The sequence below is a fragment of the Streptococcus sp. 3.1 genome (assembly GCF_016648915.1).
GTDB classification, from domain to species: Bacteria; Bacillota; Bacilli; order Lactobacillales; family Streptococcaceae; genus Streptococcus; species Streptococcus salivarius_E.
In genome coordinates, this window is the sequence record NZ_JACLQV010000010.1 from 70,760 (window position 1) to 88,482 (window position 17,723).

Sequence of the window (17,723 nt, forward strand, 5' to 3'; positions counted from 1 at the left end):
TGCTATGACTGAAAGTGAATTGCTTGAGCAGTTCAATGTCTCTATCTGTGAGTTCAGCTCTAGTCAATGGTCCAGAAATGGCTTTCTTGACCCTATAAACAGGGTGGTTTATATCAATAAAGATTTAGCCCCAGAAATACGTTTGAAGGTCATTCTGCATGAATTGGGACACCTAGAGCACAATTCTAAAGACTATGAGCGTCTACGGGAAAAGTATGAGGTTCAAGCAAATAGGATTATGATCCATGAGTTGCTAAAAAATGAAAATCTTGATGATTTTAATTACTTACACTTTATGAACAAATATAATCTCACCACGATTTGCGATGAGACTTTTGTAAAAAATGAATTTCTAAAAATGATGAGGAATTGATATGAAACTTTTAAAAAAATACAAATGGTATATCTTAACAATTATAGTTTTATTCTGTTTTGGCTTAATGTTTGTGCCACGGTCTGGGAAGGAACCGAAGGAAACAAAACAGTCTAAGACTGTCAAAGTAACAAAACACTCCAAAAAGTCAAGCAAGCATAGTTCTTCTTCGACTTCAAAAGTTTCTAGCAGTTCAAGTTCAGAGCAACCGCAACAACCACAAGAACAGACGCAAACTGAGGCTTCTCAAGTTCAGCAAGAAAAACCTATTGACGGTGTAGGGCCTACGCAACCACAAGTAGACCAAGCGACTGAACAATATGGGTATACTCCGGGGTATGGCGGAGTGCCTTCCGATTCTCCTGAGATAGCAAGAGAACAATCAGACCAACAAGCACGCGAAAACTGGCATGATAGTCAAGTTGAGTGGGCTAAACAACAAGGGCTTATGGATTAACCCAATAAAAAAACCAGTCTTTCGACTGGCTAAACTATCAAGGGAGTGTGTGAGATAAATACCACCACCCTTTTATTATACCATTATAGAGGGACTAACTATGGCATCATACAGAAAACGAGAAAATGGCTGGGAGTATCGGATAAACTATTACGATTCGACTGGGAAACGCAAACCAAAGTCAAAGGGTGGTTTTAGGACGAAATCTGAAGCTATCAAGGCTGCCGCTGAGATGGAACTGAAGTTACAAGACAACATCACCGTTGATGAAGATATTACCTTATATAACTATTTTAAGCAGTGGTGCGAGGTTTATAAAAAACCCACCGTTTCAAAAATAACTTATAAGGCATACATCAACACCCAGCGCAAGATAGAGCTATTTTTCAGTGACAAGAAACTAAAATCTGTCACTGCTACTCAATACCAGCGTGTGCTGAATAGCTACGCTAAGACTCACGCTCAAGATACTGTTGAGCGTTTCAATGTCCATGTAAAATCGTGCGTCGAAATGGCAGTGCATGAAGGATATATCAAGCGTAACTTTTGTAAGTTTGCCAAAATCAACGCTAAAAATAAAGGGCGTGATATTGAAACGAAATTCCTAGAGGTCGAAGAATACGAGCGATTGATCTACGAGACAAGCAAGCATCCAGAATATGCGTCTTATGCAGCACTCTATATTATCGCCAAAACTGGTATCCGTTTTGCTGAGTGTCTAGGGCTGACAGTGGATGATATCAACCGAGATACTGGCATGTTATCCGTCAACAAAACATGGGACTATAAGAATAATACTGGTTTCTTACCAACAAAAACAAAAAGCAGTATCCGAGAGATACCGCTTGATAATGATTTTATAAATTTTATTGACCAGCTACCACCTACCGAGGACGGTAGATTACTACCTTCACTGTCCAACAATGCCGTAAACAAGACCTTGCGGAAAATCATTGGTCGTGAAGTACGTGTCCACTCGTTAAGGCACACTTACGCTAGCTACTTAATAGCCCACGATATCGATTTGATTTCTGTGTCGCAAGTTTTAGGGCATGAGAATCTAAACATCACACTGGAAGTCTATGCCCACCAATTACAAGAGCAGAAATCACGAAATGACGAAAAGATAAAACAAATGTGGACAGAATGTGGACAAAATGGCTTAAAACCGCATGGTTAAAGGCTTAAAAATGTCCCCTGCCGGAATCGAACCAGCAACGACTCCTTAGGAGGGAGTTGTTATATCCATTTAACTAAGAGGACTTATGAAAAAATCTGCCACGAGGACAGATTTTTTATGTGAAATCTGTAAATTATTTACGGATTTCTTTGATACGTGCAGCTTTACCTTGCAAAGCACGCAAGTAGTAAAGTTTAGCACGGCGGACTTTACCGTAGCGTACAACTTCAATCTTTTCAACACGTGGAGTGTGGATTGGGAAAGTACGTTCTACACCGATACCGCTTGAAATTTTACGAACTGTGTACATTTCTGAGATCCCTTGACCTTTGCGTGAAATAACTACACCTTCAAAGATCTGGATACGTTCGCGAGTTCCTTCGACAACTTTCGCGTGAACGCGAACAGTGTCACCAGGACGGAATGATGGGATGTCAGTACGAAGTTGACCTTCTGTCAAACTTTGGATCAATGGATTCATTTTTATATACTCCTATCTTACTAATCTTAAGAGCAACCTCTGTGTCTCAGCGGATTAGCCGTTATTTTTGTGTGTCCATTACACACTCTTAGTATCTTATCAAAAAATTATCAGGATGTCTAGTATCTTATTGCATTTCTAGCATTTTTTGTTGTCCATATATGCTCGTCTTATGATTGATGAGATAAGCAAAAGCCATGACAATCGCGTAAGGGACTGCATTAGCGGGACCAAAGACTTCAACGCCAATGAAAATAGGTGCTAAAAGGGTATTGGTACTGCTACCAAAGACAGACAGATAGCCAAGACCTGCTACAAGTGGAATTGGAAGTCCTAGAACTGGTGCTAGAACAGCACCAAGACTGGCTCCGATAGCAAACAAAGGAGTTACTTCTCCTCCTTGGAAACCAAGAGATAGGGTAAAGACGGTCAAGAGCAATTTCAAGAGCCAATCCAATGGATAAATGATCCCACCATCAACACTTAAAGCAATCAAATTCGTTCCAAGACCAGTATAGCGTCCCTTCCACAAAATCAGAAGAAGACAGGTTAAGACGACACTTCCTAAGAGAACACGATAATAAGGATTTGGGAGCAGACTTGCTACTTTCTTTTTAGCTAGTGACAAGAGATAAGCAAAGAGATTTCCCGCTAGACCAAAGGCCAGACCTAAAAGAGCTAATTTGACGAATGTCTCAAGGTCAATAGTCAAACATTCAGATACAAAGTGGCTAAATTTTTCAAGACCTAAGAGATGGCTTGTCGTACTAGCCATAAAAGATGCAATAAGAGTCGGTACCAAGATTGGCAGACTTAACTGTCCTAGGGTCAAGACCTCAAGAGCAAAGAAGGTCGCGGCGATTGGTGTTTGGAAGAGTCCTCCAAAACCAGCTGCCATACCCATGGTCAAGAAAATACGTGAAGCATTAGGAAGCTTAAAATAGCGACTAAAAGCATGAGAAACTGTGGCCCCCAGTTGTACAGCAACTCCCTCACGACCTGCAGATCCCCCGAAAAGGTGGGTCAGCCATGTGGTTACAGTCACCAGTGGAATTAACCTTAGGGGGACTTGATCCTCCTCATTATGTCCAACCTTGAAAATCAAGCCCATTCCCTGTGCTGCCTTACCCGCAAACTTTTGATAAAGGTAAACTATCAAAAGACCTGCTAAAGGAAGTGCCGGAACTAGATAAAAGAGATGGTGGTCACGAAATTCCGAGAGTCCTATCAGCACGCGCCCAAAAATAGCATCAATCAGCCCAACAAGCACCCCTAACAAGATTGCATAAAGACTTAACATTACTAAATGTAAGTAAGAAAGACCTTGACTATCACTTAATTGTTTTACTTTCATTCTAGATGCCTACTTTTTTTCCAGCTTACTTGCTTGATAAATACGTGAATGCTTCATAATATCCGCAAAACTTGCGACGATAGCTTCTTTATATTCGGGATTAAGGACACTAGCGCCTACCTTGTCTAACAGGGCCTGCTCTCGTTCGGGATCATAAATCGCCTTTCCGGTGCGTTGTTTATAAGCACTTACTCGAGTTACCAATTTCATACGTTCTTCCAACAAAGCCACAATCTCATTATCAACGGCGTCAATCTGTTGGCGAATCTCATTTAAGTCCATACTGACCTCCTTTTTTCTCTTCATTATAACAAAAATGACCTGAGGACAAAAGAGCCTCAAGCCATTGAATTGCTTATAAAAAGAGTTTTCTTACCTGACTGATATTACTTTCATTAACAACCAAATATAAGGTTGCTCCTGCTTTTAGACGTGTGTCTCCATGAACAACCTCAGACTGGTCTTGAAAAATCTGAGTGGAAATCAAAACCCCGTCAGGTAAGGTTAAATCCTTAACCAATCGACCAGCTAAACTATCTGTAACTGGTAAATCAATCATCGTCGGTATATTATCAACTTGTTTTGGTTCGTGGGCAATCAGATTGTGAAGCATGACTTCATAGACGGGTTCTCCTCCCATGAAATCCATGACGAGATAGGCAATCAGGGTCACAACTCCGATTGTCATCAATTGGTGAAGGTCACCCACCATCTCAGTCACTAAAATCATAGCAGTTAGCGGTGCCTTAGATACCGCACCGAAATAACCAGCCATACCAAGAATGATAAAAATAGGGAACTGACTGACTTGTAAGAATCCTAGATTTTCAAAAGCTACCGCAAAGACGCTACCAGAAAGAGCACCTAAAGTCAAAATCGGCAAGAAAATCCCACCAGGAAAACCTGAACCAAAGGACAACATACTCCAAATAAAGCGAATAGCCAAATAAAGAATGGCCACAGTTAGAGCAGGATGTAAACCATTTAGGGCAAGAATCAATTCATTCCCACCACCTAAAAGATATGGAAAATAGAGGCCTATAGGAATGATAAACAGAACTGCCAGAAGGCCATGAAAATGAGATGGCAAGTGGAAGATTTTCCCTAACCCTTGGTAGACCTTACCAATACGTAAGACAACCCACTCATAACCGTATCCAAGCACACCTAGAAAAATCCCCAAGACAATAAGAATCCAATAATCTTTCAAAGGAAATACGGGTAATTTTTCTGTCATAGCAAGAACCGGAACCTGACCAAAGATCCGTAAGGAAACAGCATTAGCCACTAAAGATGCCGTTAAAGCTGTCACCCAAACATGACGCGAGAAATGATGATAGACTTCTTCGACGACAAACAAAAGACCGGCAATCGGGGCATTAAAGGCAGCCGATAACCCTGCTGCCGCTCCTGCAGCAATCAAGAAGCGCTTTTCACGTGCAGAGAGCTTAAGACTCTCAGCTAAGCCCTTAGCAGTCATAGCACCAAGTTGAATACTAGGGCCCTCACGTCCCAGCATAAGTCCCATTGAAATCCCAAGGACTCCACCTAGGAACTTACGCCATAATACTGACCACCAAGACGGATGTAAGAGTCCCATCAGTTCTCCTTCAACATGGGGAATTCCTGAGCCCTTGATGTCTTTTTCCTGCTTAATAAGGTAACCAATAAAAAGTGCAATCAAGAGATTAACCAGGACAATTCCCAAAATCAGAAGTGGATTATGAAGGGCGTCTTTGTATATAGCTACAGAAAATGCGGCCCCTTTGGCAATTAACCAGCGAAAAAGACTGACTACTGCTCCTGCTGTCACCCCCACTAAAAGCCCTCGCCAAACGGACCAAAGGAGATGTTGAGATTGCGTCCTAAAATCTCTTTCTATTTCATTCATAAAAACTCCTTTTTTGACTACAATAAAAGCAGACTTTACTCTGCTTTTTTCTTATGCTAATGCTTCTGAAACTTTTTCAGCGAAAGCTTCGAGGTTTTCGATATCTTCATCTTCAGCAGAAAGGTCAACCTTGACGCTATCAGCACCTTTAGTCGCCCCTGTGAATGTGAATTGATTTTCGAACTCATCCACTGAATGACAGAAATAATCGTAGAAGGTATCTCCTGAACCTACAACACCAAAGATTTTTCCTGACAAGTCGAGGTCAGCCAAATCTTCGTAAAAGTCAACGATTTCATCTGGCAACTCACCATCACCATAAGTGTAAGTCGCTACGATACAGATGTCCGCATCTTCAAAATCAGCGGCATCAACCGTTGTACACTCGTCTACATCTACAGTGTGACCCAATTCTTCCAATTTTTTGGCAACGATATCTGCGATTTCTTCCGTGTTACCGGTCATACTGGCATAAACGATTTTTGCTAAAGCCATAATGTCCTCCAAAATAATAAATTAGCTATATTATATCATATTTCTTCAGAAAATAAATGACCTAACAACTCAAAAAAACTGCCCATCAGGACAGTTTTAGATTCTTTTTACAAGTGACTTGGCTATCTAAACATATAGAACTTTCTGTAGATGAAATGAGATAGTCCCTTTAATAATTTCAGAGCGAGTTATAGTCAAGACTTTTCGCTATGAGAAAAGTGCCTAAAGTTAAATAACTTTAGGCACTCGGAAGTTTTGAGACACTAGGCTCAAAACTTAGCTATGGAATTCCGAAGGAAGTCGCTAGCGTCCGTACTCGCCTAAGAAAAGTCTAAAAAGAAGAATTCATTTCAATTTAAAACTGCCCATCAGGACAGTTTTAGATTTTGTAAGAGTTCAAAGTGTCGATAGACTAGCCATAAGCCAAGACCAACTATCAGAATGAGAATCACTGCTCTCATGAGACCTCTCAGAAAAGTCAAGAGCCAAGTAAGAAGCATAGAGGCGATTAGCCAACTCCAACCAGAGGCCCCGTATAGGGTTTGAATACTCTGTATGGAATGACTGGTCAGAGTTTTTACCCAATTGGGAATATAAATCCAAATGCCATCACCTGATAGGCCCAAACGATTGGCAATCATGGTTCCTGTTGTTTGCAACCAAGTAAATACCCCAGCATTGAAAAGAAAAAGGAAGGTTTGCATGGGGTAACGTCTAGCAAGGCGTTTCAAATAGTGCATGACACTCCTCCTTAATTTGCATAGAGAGCATGGACCGTATCAATATCCACCTGTTGAATCCCGTAATAAGATCCTGCTGATTGCATAACGGATGTCTTAGAGTCATCATGGTCTAAGCCAATGGCATGTCCCAATTCGTGTTCAGCCGTATTCACAATACGCTTGTGAGTATAACCAAAGTCACTATTCAAAAGGAAATAACGGTTCAACTTCACATCTACATGAGTGATGCGATTGGTCAAAACATTGGTTTGAGTGTCTGCTAAACCTGCTGCCTGTGAATTCGCATCGGAATAGTCAGTCGCAACAATGTCAGCCGTTGAGGCATCATCAGTTAATGTAAAGATGAAAGCACCCGTGTTATTCCAGTTAGTAATAGCTTCCTTATAAGCTGCTACCAAGGTTTCATCTGTAGATTGTATATAGATGCTAGCTGTATTTTGCGCCCATCTAGCTCCATTAGACTCTGGAATGGTATCTGTTGTTGATAGGTTAGAGACAACTTTCTCAACGTCACTAGTACTGGTACCACTAAAACCTAGTTCTACTTGATGAAAGGCTTGATTAATGTTTGTGGCTAAGGTACTTGAAGAGTTATTGGCATAGTAGACGAGTCCATAAGCAATAAGGGCTAGGACTAGGGCAAGTTTAAATATAGCCCAAATAAGATTCCAAATAAATTGTAAAAGAAGTTTGGGAATATAGAAGATTACTCTGAATAATTTTTTCATTATTGAGCCTCCTTTTCGAAACTTCCCCTAGTATATCAAGCTCTAATAGTTCTGACAAGCAAAAAATACCACTTTAAGCTTTTATCATCTCTTTGATAAGATGTTACAAAATTGACCTATTAAGACAAGCGTTCTTCTTTAACGTAATCAATAGGTAACCATTCTAAGTAGGCTTCTAGTTGTTTTTCCCAATAGTACCACTCATGTCTTCCATGGTCTGTGCTGTAGTCAATGTCTAAACCAAGGGCCTTCAAATCAGCTACTGCCTTATCTTGAGAATCAAAAAGGAAATCCTCAAGGCCACACCAGGCAAAGAATTTGGTTTTCTTGTCATGTTGTTTGGCTAGGTTAACCAATTTGTGCTGCTCAATGTCTTTTCCTTCCAAATCGCCAAAGACACCTTGCCAGTATTCCTTAGACTCACTCGTTTCATCTGTAATCATCTCTACTGATAATCCAAGGGCACCAGAGAAGGAACCCGCACAAGCAAAGTTATTTGTCGTTAAGGCTAGTTTGAAAGAACCATAGCCACCCATAGAAAGTCCAGCGATAAAGGTCTTTTCACGCTTCTTAGTCATACTAGGGAAGAAACGTTGCATGACTTGAGGAAGCTCCTTAGCAATGGCATCGTAATACTTAACCCCGTAATTGGTATTTGTATACCAGCCATTTTCAGAGTTAGGCATAATAACAATGAGATTAGTCTTACGAAGGAGACGCTGAATATTGGTACGGAAGGCCCAAGAATTATGATTGCCCCCCATGCCATGAAGGAGATAGAGAACTGGGATATCCGTATCACTTTCCCTTTCAGCAATCTGATCGCGATCTGGATAGATGACATCCACTTGGCGGTATTGTCCTAGAACATCTGATGAGTATTCAATTTGAAAAAAAGCCATTTGTATTTTCCTTTCTTAATGTTAGAAAAGCTGGGACGCCCCAGCTTCTGCTTTAAGAAGAAAATCTTGTCGAGATTTACCTCTATTTCGATGAATGCAAGCAAGACGCTCACACCCTTATTGTAACATCAATGATTAACGTACTTCCATGACTACCGGAAGAATCGCTGGGCGACGTTTAGTTTGGTCAAAGAGGAACTTAGCTACATCGTCTCGGACAGCCCCTTTAAGTTCACCCCAATCGAAGCTGTCTCCTGCCAAGTAATTTTCAACGGTAGCATTGACAATGTCAGCAGCCTCACGTAGAATGTCACGGCTCTTCTTAACATAGACGAATCCACGTGTGTTCACACGCGCCTTAGAAACAATCTTGCGCTCCTTCTTGTTAACCGTGATGGCTACGATAAAGATACCATCTTCAGACAAGACCTTACGGTCACGAAGGACGATATTCCCAACATCACCAATGGCATTACCGTCGATCATCACATCACCAGCTGGAACAGCGCCTTCATGAAGGAAACCTTGATCTTCAGACAAGTGCATGATATCACCGCGTTTAACGATATAAATATTTTCTGGAAGAATACCAACTTCCAAGGCTAACTCTGCATGGGCTTGTAGGTCACGGTACTCACCTTGGACAGGGAAGAGATACTGTGGACGAAGGAGGTTAATCATCAATTGAAGTTCACGAGCATTGGCATGTCCAGATACACGAAGGCTCTGCGTAATCATCTTAACAGTTCCACCAGCCTTATAGATAGCGTTGTTGACACGTGCCACTACAGCTTCTTTAGCAATGCTTGGAGTTGTTACGATATAAACCAGATCTCCATCTTTAATTTGAACGTAACGGTGACGACCAACAGCCATCTTTTGGAGGCCATCGATTGGTTCACCCATACGACCATTTTCGAGGATAATCAACTCGTGGTCTTCGAACTTGTTCATGTCTTTTGGTTTAACAATAAGTTTTTCATGCTCCACAGTCAATTTTTTAAGACGGATGGCTGTGCGGACAATATTTTCTACGTCAAAACCAGTAAGAACAACGCGACGTCCGTGATCAGCAGCTGAATCAAAGACTTGTTGAATACGTACCAAGTTTGAGGCAACTGCAGCAACAATAACACGTCCTTCTGCATCAGCAATTACTTGGTCAATTTCTTGGCCAACTTCTGCTTCAGAAGCTGTTTGTTCCGTACTTGTCGCATTTGCTGAGTCTGACAAGAGGGCCAAAACACCTTCACGTCCGATTTCAGCCAAACGACCTAAATCAGTTTTGTAGTAAGGACGGGCAGCTTGGTCAAACTTGAAGTCACCTGTATAGACAATATTGCCCTGGTCAGTGCCAAGAACAATCCCCATTGATTCTGGAATAGAGTGAGTTGTTTTGAAGAATGAAACCTCAGCATCCTCAAATTCAATTTCAGTTTCTGCGTCAATAACATGGAAGTTATTGAATTTCTTAACGCCAGCATTCTTGACAAAAAGTTTAGCCAACTCGATTGTGAGTGATGATCCAAAAACTGGTGCTTTGACTTCTTGCAAGATATAAGGTAGGGCACCAATGGCATCGGCGTGTCCGTGAGTTAAGAAAATCCCTTGGATACGATCTCTATTTTCAATCAAGTAATCTAAGTTAGGGATGACAAAGTCAACACCTAGTTGTTCATTTTCAGGATACTTTAGACCAGCATCCAAGATAAAGATAGAGTCGTTAATCTCAACAATATAGAGGTTCTTAGCATTTTCACGTACTCCACCTAGGGCAATAATTTTAATATCGCTCATGCTTGTTTTTCTCCTTTTTAGTTTGACTCTCTTCTAGAGCCTATTTTTACAGACGGTCCAAGGAGCTGAACGTTCGTGCGAACAGTCTCCTTGTCGATTTACAGGCCACAACAAAAAGTTGCATACCCTTTAAGTATACAACTTTTTGGCTTATTTTACAATTTAGAGTCAGACTAGGCTTACTCAAACATAGCGTAATAGTCTGTGATATCCAATTGGCCTTTTTCTTCCTTGGTAAGGTCTTTAATGATTTGACCGTCCTTCATAACGATTAGACGATTGCCATATTTTAGGGCATCTTCCATGTGGTGGGTAATCATCAAGGCTGTTAGATGGTCACCTGTTACAAACTCATCAGTCAACTCCATAAGAGCTACACTGGTCTTAGGATCCAGGGCTGCGGTGTGCTCATCTAAGAGCAAGAGCTCGGGACGTTTAAGTGTCGCCATCAAAAGACTGAGTGCCTGACGCTGACCACCTGAGAGGAGACCTGCTGGTGTATCTAAGTGTTTTTCTAAACCATTACTGATACGTTCAATCAGACCTTGAAATTCCTCTGTGTAGAGATGAATTTGGCGTGATTTAAGACCTCGTTTTTCGCCACGGTATTTGGCAATCAAAAGATTTTCTGCAACCGTCATACGAGGAGCCGTTCCCATTTTAGGATCTTGGAAGACCCGTGAGAGGTACTTGGCACGTTTCTCAGCAGGCAGAGCCGTAACATCCTCACCCATGATGAAAATATGACCACTGGTCAACATGAGGGTCCCTGCAATGACATTGAAGAGGGTTGATTTTCCGGCACCATTTCCACCAAGAATGGTAATAAAATCACCTTCTCTAATGGTAAGATTGACATGGTCCAGGATGGTTTTTTCGGTATCAAAACCATTATTAACCTTAACAGTCGCATCTTTAAGTTCTACAATAGCTGTCATCGTGATAAGGTCACCCCCTTAAAGAATTTTCGGCGTAGGACAGGCGAGATCAAGCAAATGGCCAGAACAATCGCACTAAAGAGTTTGAGGTAGTTCGTGTTAAAGCCAAGAGCGATAACTGCTGTCAAAAGGAACTGATAGAGGATTGAACCAATACAGATGGCAATCAAACGTTCCAACAGAGTCAAGTTAGTCGCATAGAGGACCTCACCAATGATGATGCTGGCAAGACCAATGACGATAACACCAATACCTTTAGAAACATCGGCATAACCGTCCTGTTGGCTAATCAAGGCTCCTGAGAGGGCAATGATACCGTTTGAGATAACAAGACCCATCACTTCCATATTGTCTGTGTTGATACCAAAAGATTTGGCCATATCTCTATTATCACCTGTGGCAATATATGCTTGACCTAGGCGCGTGTTAAGAAAGGCAATCAAGGCAGTGATAACAATGGTTACAGCAATGAGACCAACAATCAAGAGGTTGTAGTCCTTGCTGAAAGGAAGTAAATCTTGAATAGTCTTAATATCAAGAAGTCCTAGGTTGGCCCTACCCATAATCATAAGCATGACTGAGTTAAGAGAAGTCATGACCAAAATCCCTGCCAAAATAGTAGGAATTTCTCCCTTAGTATAGAGGAGACCAGTCACAAGTCCAGCACCACAGCCGGCCAAAACAGCAACCAAGGTTGCTAAAATTGGGTTCCAACCAAAGTTCATAAGAGTTACTGCTACTGCCCCACCAAGAGGAAAGGAACCTTCTGTCGTTAAATCAGGAAAATCCAAGATACGGAAAGTCATGTAAATCCCAAGACCTAGGATTCCGTATAGAAGCCCCTGATAAATAGATGAAATAATCATAAGTCCTCCTTATTTATCAGCTTTAACAGCGATGTCTGACTGTTTAAGCACATCGTCAGGGATGGTGATGTTGAGGTCTTGAGCAACTTTAAGGTTGAGCGTTGGAGTACCATCATCAATAACATCAACTGGGATATCCTTAACTTTCTTACCTTTAAGAACCTTAACAGCACTACGAGCTGTGGCTTTTCCAAGTTCATATTGGCTTTGAGCAACTGAGGCCAAACCGCCCTCTTTCACCATAGTATCGACAGTCGTATAAACTGGAATCTTAGCTTGGTTGGCTGATGAGATTACTGTTGAAAAAGCTGAGGCAATAGTATTATCTTGAGGCGTCCAGATAGCATCTACCTTACCAGTCATGACTGACATAGTTGTATTGATTTCATTGGTTGATGGTACGGCATACTCGACCACATTTAGGCCATCTTTTTCAGCAAATTTCTTAAAGCTCTCAACCTGTGATTTGGAATTATCCTCGCTTGAAGCGTAGAGAATACCAATTGTCTTAGCATTTGGTGTCAATGATTTGACCAATTCCACTGTCTGCTTAATCGGCACTTGGTTAGAGGTACCAGTGACATTGCCTTCTGGATGCTTGAGGTCCTTAACCAATTTGGCCCCAACAGGGTCTGAGATAGCTCCCATAATGACTGGAATGTCCTTGGTAGCTGCCGCTAGCCCTTGTGCTGCTGGCGTTGCAATACCGATAACGACATCATTCTTGTCATTGACCAATTGTTTAGACATGGTTTGAATCTTTGATTGGTCCCCTTCGGCATTTAGGAGGGTGATTTTAACCTTGTCTCCCTTATAGCCTGCTTCCTTCAATCCATCCTCAATTCCCTTCTCGATTTGATCCAGGGCATCGTGAGTCACGAACTGGAGGATTCCTACTTTGACGACCTTATTAGCATTTTGGTGCTCTTTTTTGAAAAGATCTGTACCAATAGAACCGAGCGTCAAGATAGCTAAGAAAACCAAAGTCCAAATTAAACGCTTGTTTTTCATATGTGTCTCCTTCTATAAATTCTTCCTTTCTATTGTAAGTCATTTTCAGTCAATTAGCAATATTCTTAATTTATAAAAATTACCTTTCTCAAAGAAAAAGAATCAGAACACGATGTCTGATTCTTTTTCCTATTATTACTGATATTGTGCCAAGTCTAGCTTCATAATATAAAAGTAAAGGTCGCCATATTGTCCTTTGTAGCCAATATCATGTCCGTTTATCGTCACCTTAGTGACTGGCGTTGAATCCGGTAAGGCAATCCAACAAGCTTGCTGTGCTCTGACAAATTCATTGTAATCTTCAAAAGAAGTGTGTTTTTCTTGCTTTGCAGTATTTAAATAAGTTACTTCAATCATCGAGGGACCTCCTTTTAATCCTTTAATTAAATTCTAGATTACGCTTCCTAGAGAGTAAAGTCAATCATGACGACTTAAAAATCTAGTAGGCTAGCCCATACAAATAGACCCCATGGCAAATGCCATGAGGTCTATTTTAATTGGAATCTGGATTCTTAATGTCCTATACGACCGTTACATCATTTTAACGTTTGCGTCGTTTTGCGCCATAGAGTCCAAATCCAGCTAGAAGACTTGCCAAACCAAAGATTGCAAGGTTTGAATCCTCACTACCAGTTTCTGGAAGTTGAGCTGTCTTATCACTTGGATTGATAAAGTGAGCTTCTTCTTTTGTTTCTGGAAGTACTGGAGCCTTAGGCTCTTCTGTTTGTGGAGCTGGCTGTGGCTCTGGTGTCGGAGTTTTATCCGGCACTGGTGTTGGAGTCACAATTTGTTTGTAGATGTGTTGAGTATTACCATTTTCATCTACAATTGTCTTCACAAATTCATAACCTGGGATTTCTTTCTTAGGTTGTTGGCCATCTTCAGTTGGATAACCAGGGATTGGCGTACCATTTTCATCAACGTATGACGTCGTTACTTGCTCGTAGACATGTTCGATATCACCATTAGGTAATTTCTTAGTTTCTACGAAGCGGTAACCTGGAATTTCAACTTTTGGCTGTTCACCATCAACTGTAGGATATCCTGGGATTTCCTTACCTTCTTTATCAACAAACTTAGTGATTGGAAGGACAGTTGGTGTGTAGGTTGCTGAAGCCTTAGTACCGTTAACATCTTCACGAACCACTGTGACTGCTGGGGCAGTTCCTGTAAATTCAGTTTCTGGTGTGAATGTTACAGTGCCATCTGCAGCTACTGTGTAAGTTCCTACACCTGCAATAGTCTTAGTTGTTGAGCCATCTTCAAAGGTAGCTGGTACTTGGTTATTCATTGGTACACGGCTATCGCCTTCAGTGAAGCTTGGCTTACCTGTTTGCGTTTGACCTTTATTACCAATTGAAGTAACGGATTCTGCAGTTGGTGTTACTGGTGTTACAGTTGGCGTGTAAGTTGCTGTAATGGCTGTGCCGTTCTTATCAACACGTTTCACGGTCACACCTGTACCTGTTCCTGTGAATGCTTTTTCTGGGACGAAGGTTACAGTTCCGTCTGGAGCAACTGTGTAAGTTCCTTCACCTGGAATAACTTTAGTTGTTGAGCCGTCTTCAAAGGTAGCAGGTACATCATCATCCATTGGGACACTTGGGTTACCAGGCGTGAAGCTTGGTTTACCTGTTTGTGTTTGACCTTGGATATCTGTAGATGTTGCTGGCTCTGAAGTTGGTGTAACTGGAGTTACTGTTGGCGTGTAGGTTGCAGAGGCTTTGGTTCCGTTCTTATCTTCACGAACCACTGTTACAGCTGGTGCAGTTCCTACGAATGATTTTTCTGGAACAAAGGTTACGGTTCCGTCTGCTACTACTGTGTATGTACCAACACCATCTACAGTCTTAGTCGTTGAACCATCATCAAATGTTGCTGGAACATCATCATTCATTGGTACACGGCTATCGCCTTCTGTAAATACTGGCTTACCAGTTTGTGTAGCACCTTGAATATCTGTTGATGTTGCTGGCTCCGCTGTTGGAGTAACTGGAGTTACTGTTGGTGTGTAGGTTGCAGAGGCTTTGGTTCCGTTCTTATCCTCACGAACCACTGTTACAGCTGGTGCAGTTCCTACGAATGATTTTTCAGGAACAAAAGTTACAGTTCCGTCTGCTGCTACTGTGTATGTACCGACACCATCAACAGTCTTAGTCGTTGAACCGTCGTCGAAGGTTGCTGGAACGTCATTGTTCATTGGTACACGGCTGTCACCTTCGGTGAAGGTTGGCTTACCGGTTTGTGTAGCACCTTGGATATCTGTTGATTCAGTTGGTGTCGCTGTTGGAGTTACTGGTGTCACAGTTGGTGTGTACTTCGCTGTGATTTCAGTTCCGTTCTTATCAACACGTTTCACTGTTACGCCTGTTCCTGTTCCAGTAAATGATTTTTCTGGTACGAAAGTTACTGTACCATCTGGAGCAACGGTGTAAGTTCCTTCACCATCTACTGTCTTAGTAGTTGAACCATCTTCGAAGGTCGCTGGAGTATCTTCATCGATTGGAACATTTGGATCACCTTCAGTAAAGGTTGGTTTACCAGATTGTGTTTGACCTTGGATATCTGTCGATGTTGCATCTTCAGAAGTTGGAACGACTGGAGTAATCTTAGGTGTGTAAGTTGTTTCTACAGTTGTTCCATTAGTATCCGCAGCTTGAACCTTAACTGGAACCACATCACCTGAGTAAGATTTATCTGTTGGTGTGAAGGTTACAACACCTGTCTCTTTATCAACTGTGAAGGTACCAATAATATCACCCGCTGGTGATTTCGCAAACACTGCCGCTGCTGGTTGGCCATTTTCATCAAGAAGAGTAATGGTATCTTTGTCGATTGGAGCAACGGAATCTCCCTCGGTAAAGGTTACTGTTCCGGTCTGAACCACGCCTTGAGGACCAGTTGATTCTGCTGGTGTAGCAGTTGGAGTCACCGGTGTTACTGTTGGGGTGTAAGTCGCAGAAGCTTTGGTTCCGTTCTTGTCTTCACGAACCACTGTCACTGCTGGTGCTGTTCCAGTAAATGATTTCTCTGGAACAAAAGTTACAGTTCCGTCTGCTGCTACTGTGTAAGTACCAACTCCATCAACTGTCTTCGTAGTTGAACCATCATCGAAAGTAGCTGGAACGTCATCGTTCATTGGCACACGGCTGTCGCCCTCGGTAAATTCAGGCTTACCTGTTTGGGTTTGACCTTGTTTACCTGTTGTTTCAACTGGTGTCGCTGTTGGAGTTACTGGTGTCACAGTTGGTGTGTACTTAGCTGTAGCTGGTGTCCCATTCTTATCTACACGTTTAACGGTTACACCTGTACCTTCTCCTGTGAATGATTTTTCTGGGACGAAGGTTACTGTGCCATCAGGAGCTACAGTGTAAGTACCTTCTCCTGGAATAACTTTAGTTGTTGAGCCATCTTCAAAGGTTGCTGGTACATCATCATCCATTGGGATTGCAGGGTTACCAGGTGTGAAGCTTGGTGTACCTGTTTGTGTTTTACCTTGGATATCTGTAGATGTTACAGGTTCAGCAGTTGGAACAACTGGAGTAATCTTCGGTGTGTAAGTTGTTTCTACTGTTGTACCATTTGTATCAGCTGCTTGAACCTTAACTGGAACCACATCACCTGAGTAAGATTTATCAGTTGGTGTGAAGGTTACAACACCTGTTTCTTTATCAACTGTGAAAGTACCAATTTCTTTACCTTCTGGTGATTTAGCAACTACAGATTCTGCTGGCTGACCATTTTCATCAAGAAGAGTAATGGTATCCTTATCGATTGGTGCAACTGGGTCACCTTCGGTGAAGGTCACAGTTCCAGTTTGAACCACACCTTGAGGTGCTTCTGATTCAGCTGGAGTTGCTGTTGGGGTTACTGGTGTCACAGTTGGTGTGTACTTAGCAGTAACTGGAGTACCGTTCTTGTCGACACGTTTAACCGTTACGCCTGTACCTTCTCCAGTGAATGATTTTTCTGGAACAAATGTTACGGTTCCGTCTGGAGCAACTGTGTAAGTTCCTTCACCAGGAACGGTCTTCGTAGTTGAGCCATCTTCAAATGTTGCAGGTGTATCATCATCCATTGGAACATTTGGATTTCCTGGTGTGAAGGTTGGTGTACCTGTTTGCGTTTGACCTTGTTTGTCAGTAGATGTTGTATCTTCTGCAGTTGGTGTAACTGGTGTTACTGTTGGGGTGTAAGTTGCAGAAGCTTTGGTTCCGTTCTTATCTTCACGAACCACTGTTACAGCTGGTGCAGTACCGACGAATGATTTTTCTGGTACGAAGGTTACTGTGCCATCTGCTGCTACTGTGTAAGTACCAACACCGTCTACAGTCTTAGTCGTTGAGCCATCGTCAAATGTTGCTGGAACATCATCGTTCATTGGCACACGGCTATCGCCTTCAGTAAATACAGGTTTACCAGTTTGTGTAGCACCTTGGATATCTGTCGTTGTTGCATCTTCAGAAGTTGGAACGACTGGAGTAATCTTAGGTGTGTAAGTTGTTTC

The 17,723-nt window shown here is 41.9% G+C and carries 17 protein-coding genes and 1 tRNA gene; 3 read left to right on the top strand and 15 right to left on the bottom strand.

Annotated elements, in window-relative coordinates; genetic code table 11:
* The first annotated feature begins 4 nt into the window (after positions 1-4).
* The 3 genes from H7U02_RS07220 (at position 5) to H7U02_RS07230 (ending at position 2,010) form a co-directional block, all read left to right on the top strand.
* Complete coding sequence (locus tag H7U02_RS07220; protein ID WP_201043052.1) at positions 5-373, top strand: ImmA/IrrE family metallo-endopeptidase; 369 nt, start codon at positions 5-7, stop codon at positions 371-373.
* Position 374: 1 nt separating this feature from the next.
* Entirely contained in the window at positions 375-830 is a 456-nt protein-coding gene (locus H7U02_RS07225; protein ID WP_201043054.1) for a hypothetical protein, read from the top strand.
* 100 nt (positions 831-930) lie between these two features.
* Complete coding sequence (locus H7U02_RS07230) at positions 931-2,010, top strand: tyrosine-type recombinase/integrase (RefSeq protein ID WP_201043056.1); 1,080 nt, start codon at positions 931-933, stop codon at positions 2,008-2,010.
* Between the two features lie 11 nt (positions 2,011-2,021).
* Here the strand turns inward: H7U02_RS07230 and H7U02_RS07235 are convergent.
* The 15 genes from H7U02_RS07235 to H7U02_RS07305 all read right to left on the bottom strand — a co-directional run.
* A tRNA-Arg gene (locus H7U02_RS07235) sits at positions 2,022-2,093 on the bottom strand.
* Between the two features lie 50 nt (positions 2,094-2,143).
* A complete protein-coding gene (gene rplS / locus H7U02_RS07240; RefSeq protein WP_002883489.1) occupies positions 2,144-2,491 on the bottom strand; it encodes a 50S ribosomal protein L19 in 348 nt (115 codons plus the stop codon).
* Between the two features lie 127 nt (positions 2,492-2,618).
* Positions 2,619-3,845 carry a voltage-gated chloride channel family protein gene (locus H7U02_RS07245; RefSeq protein ID WP_110981195.1) on the bottom strand — a complete coding sequence of 409 codons (1,227 nt, stop codon included), beginning with the start codon at positions 3,843-3,845 and terminating at the stop codon, positions 2,619-2,621.
* Positions 3,846-3,854: 9 nt separating this feature from the next.
* A complete protein-coding gene (locus H7U02_RS07250; RefSeq protein ID WP_110981194.1) occupies positions 3,855-4,127 on the bottom strand; it encodes a chorismate mutase in 273 nt (90 codons plus the stop codon).
* Positions 4,128-4,200: 73 nt separating this feature from the next.
* Positions 4,201-5,736 (bottom strand): ClC family H(+)/Cl(-) exchange transporter, encoded by a 1,536-nt coding sequence (locus H7U02_RS07255; RefSeq protein WP_110981193.1) that lies wholly within the window; start codon positions 5,734-5,736, stop codon positions 4,201-4,203.
* 51 nt (positions 5,737-5,787) lie between these two features.
* The gene (locus H7U02_RS07260) at positions 5,788-6,231 is read right to left on the bottom strand and encodes a flavodoxin (RefSeq protein ID WP_002883520.1); all 444 of its coding nucleotides are present in this window, start codon (positions 6,229-6,231) and stop codon (positions 5,788-5,790) included.
* Positions 6,232-6,599: 368 nt separating this feature from the next.
* Entirely contained in the window at positions 6,600-6,971 is a 372-nt protein-coding gene (locus tag H7U02_RS07265) for a hypothetical protein (protein WP_073687279.1), read from the bottom strand.
* Between the two features lie 11 nt (positions 6,972-6,982).
* Positions 6,983-7,702, bottom strand: coding sequence for a matrixin family metalloprotease (locus tag H7U02_RS07270; protein WP_002883497.1), 720 nt, complete (start codon positions 7,700-7,702; stop codon positions 6,983-6,985).
* Between the two features lie 119 nt (positions 7,703-7,821).
* Positions 7,822-8,604 carry an alpha/beta hydrolase gene (locus H7U02_RS07275; protein WP_073687280.1) on the bottom strand — a complete coding sequence of 261 codons (783 nt, stop codon included), beginning with the start codon at positions 8,602-8,604 and terminating at the stop codon, positions 7,822-7,824.
* A 135-nt stretch (positions 8,605-8,739) separates the two neighbouring features.
* Entirely contained in the window at positions 8,740-10,401 is a 1,662-nt protein-coding gene (locus tag H7U02_RS07280) for a ribonuclease J (protein WP_002883527.1), read from the bottom strand.
* A gap of 179 nt (positions 10,402-10,580) precedes the next feature.
* Positions 10,581-11,339, bottom strand: a complete 759-nt coding sequence (locus H7U02_RS07285; protein WP_037600160.1) for an ABC transporter ATP-binding protein — start codon at positions 11,337-11,339, stop codon at positions 10,581-10,583.
* Positions 11,336-12,205: an ABC transporter permease gene (locus tag H7U02_RS07290; protein WP_002883493.1), complete on the bottom strand. Its 870-nt coding sequence runs from the start codon at positions 12,203-12,205 to the stop codon at positions 11,336-11,338. The genes H7U02_RS07285 and H7U02_RS07290 overlap by 4 nt, the downstream gene beginning before the upstream one ends.
* A 9-nt stretch (positions 12,206-12,214) precedes the next feature.
* Positions 12,215-13,216: a tryptophan ABC transporter substrate-binding protein gene (gene trpX / locus H7U02_RS07295; RefSeq protein WP_201043058.1), complete on the bottom strand. Its 1,002-nt coding sequence runs from the start codon at positions 13,214-13,216 to the stop codon at positions 12,215-12,217.
* 135 nt (positions 13,217-13,351) lie between these two features.
* Positions 13,352-13,573 carry a DUF4649 family protein gene (locus H7U02_RS07300; RefSeq protein WP_002890796.1) on the bottom strand — a complete coding sequence of 74 codons (222 nt, stop codon included), beginning with the start codon at positions 13,571-13,573 and terminating at the stop codon, positions 13,352-13,354.
* Between the two features lie 184 nt (positions 13,574-13,757).
* Positions 13,758-17,723 (bottom strand): LPXTG cell wall anchor domain-containing protein (locus tag H7U02_RS07305; protein WP_201043059.1); only part of this gene is annotated, 3,966 nt, incomplete at its 5' end.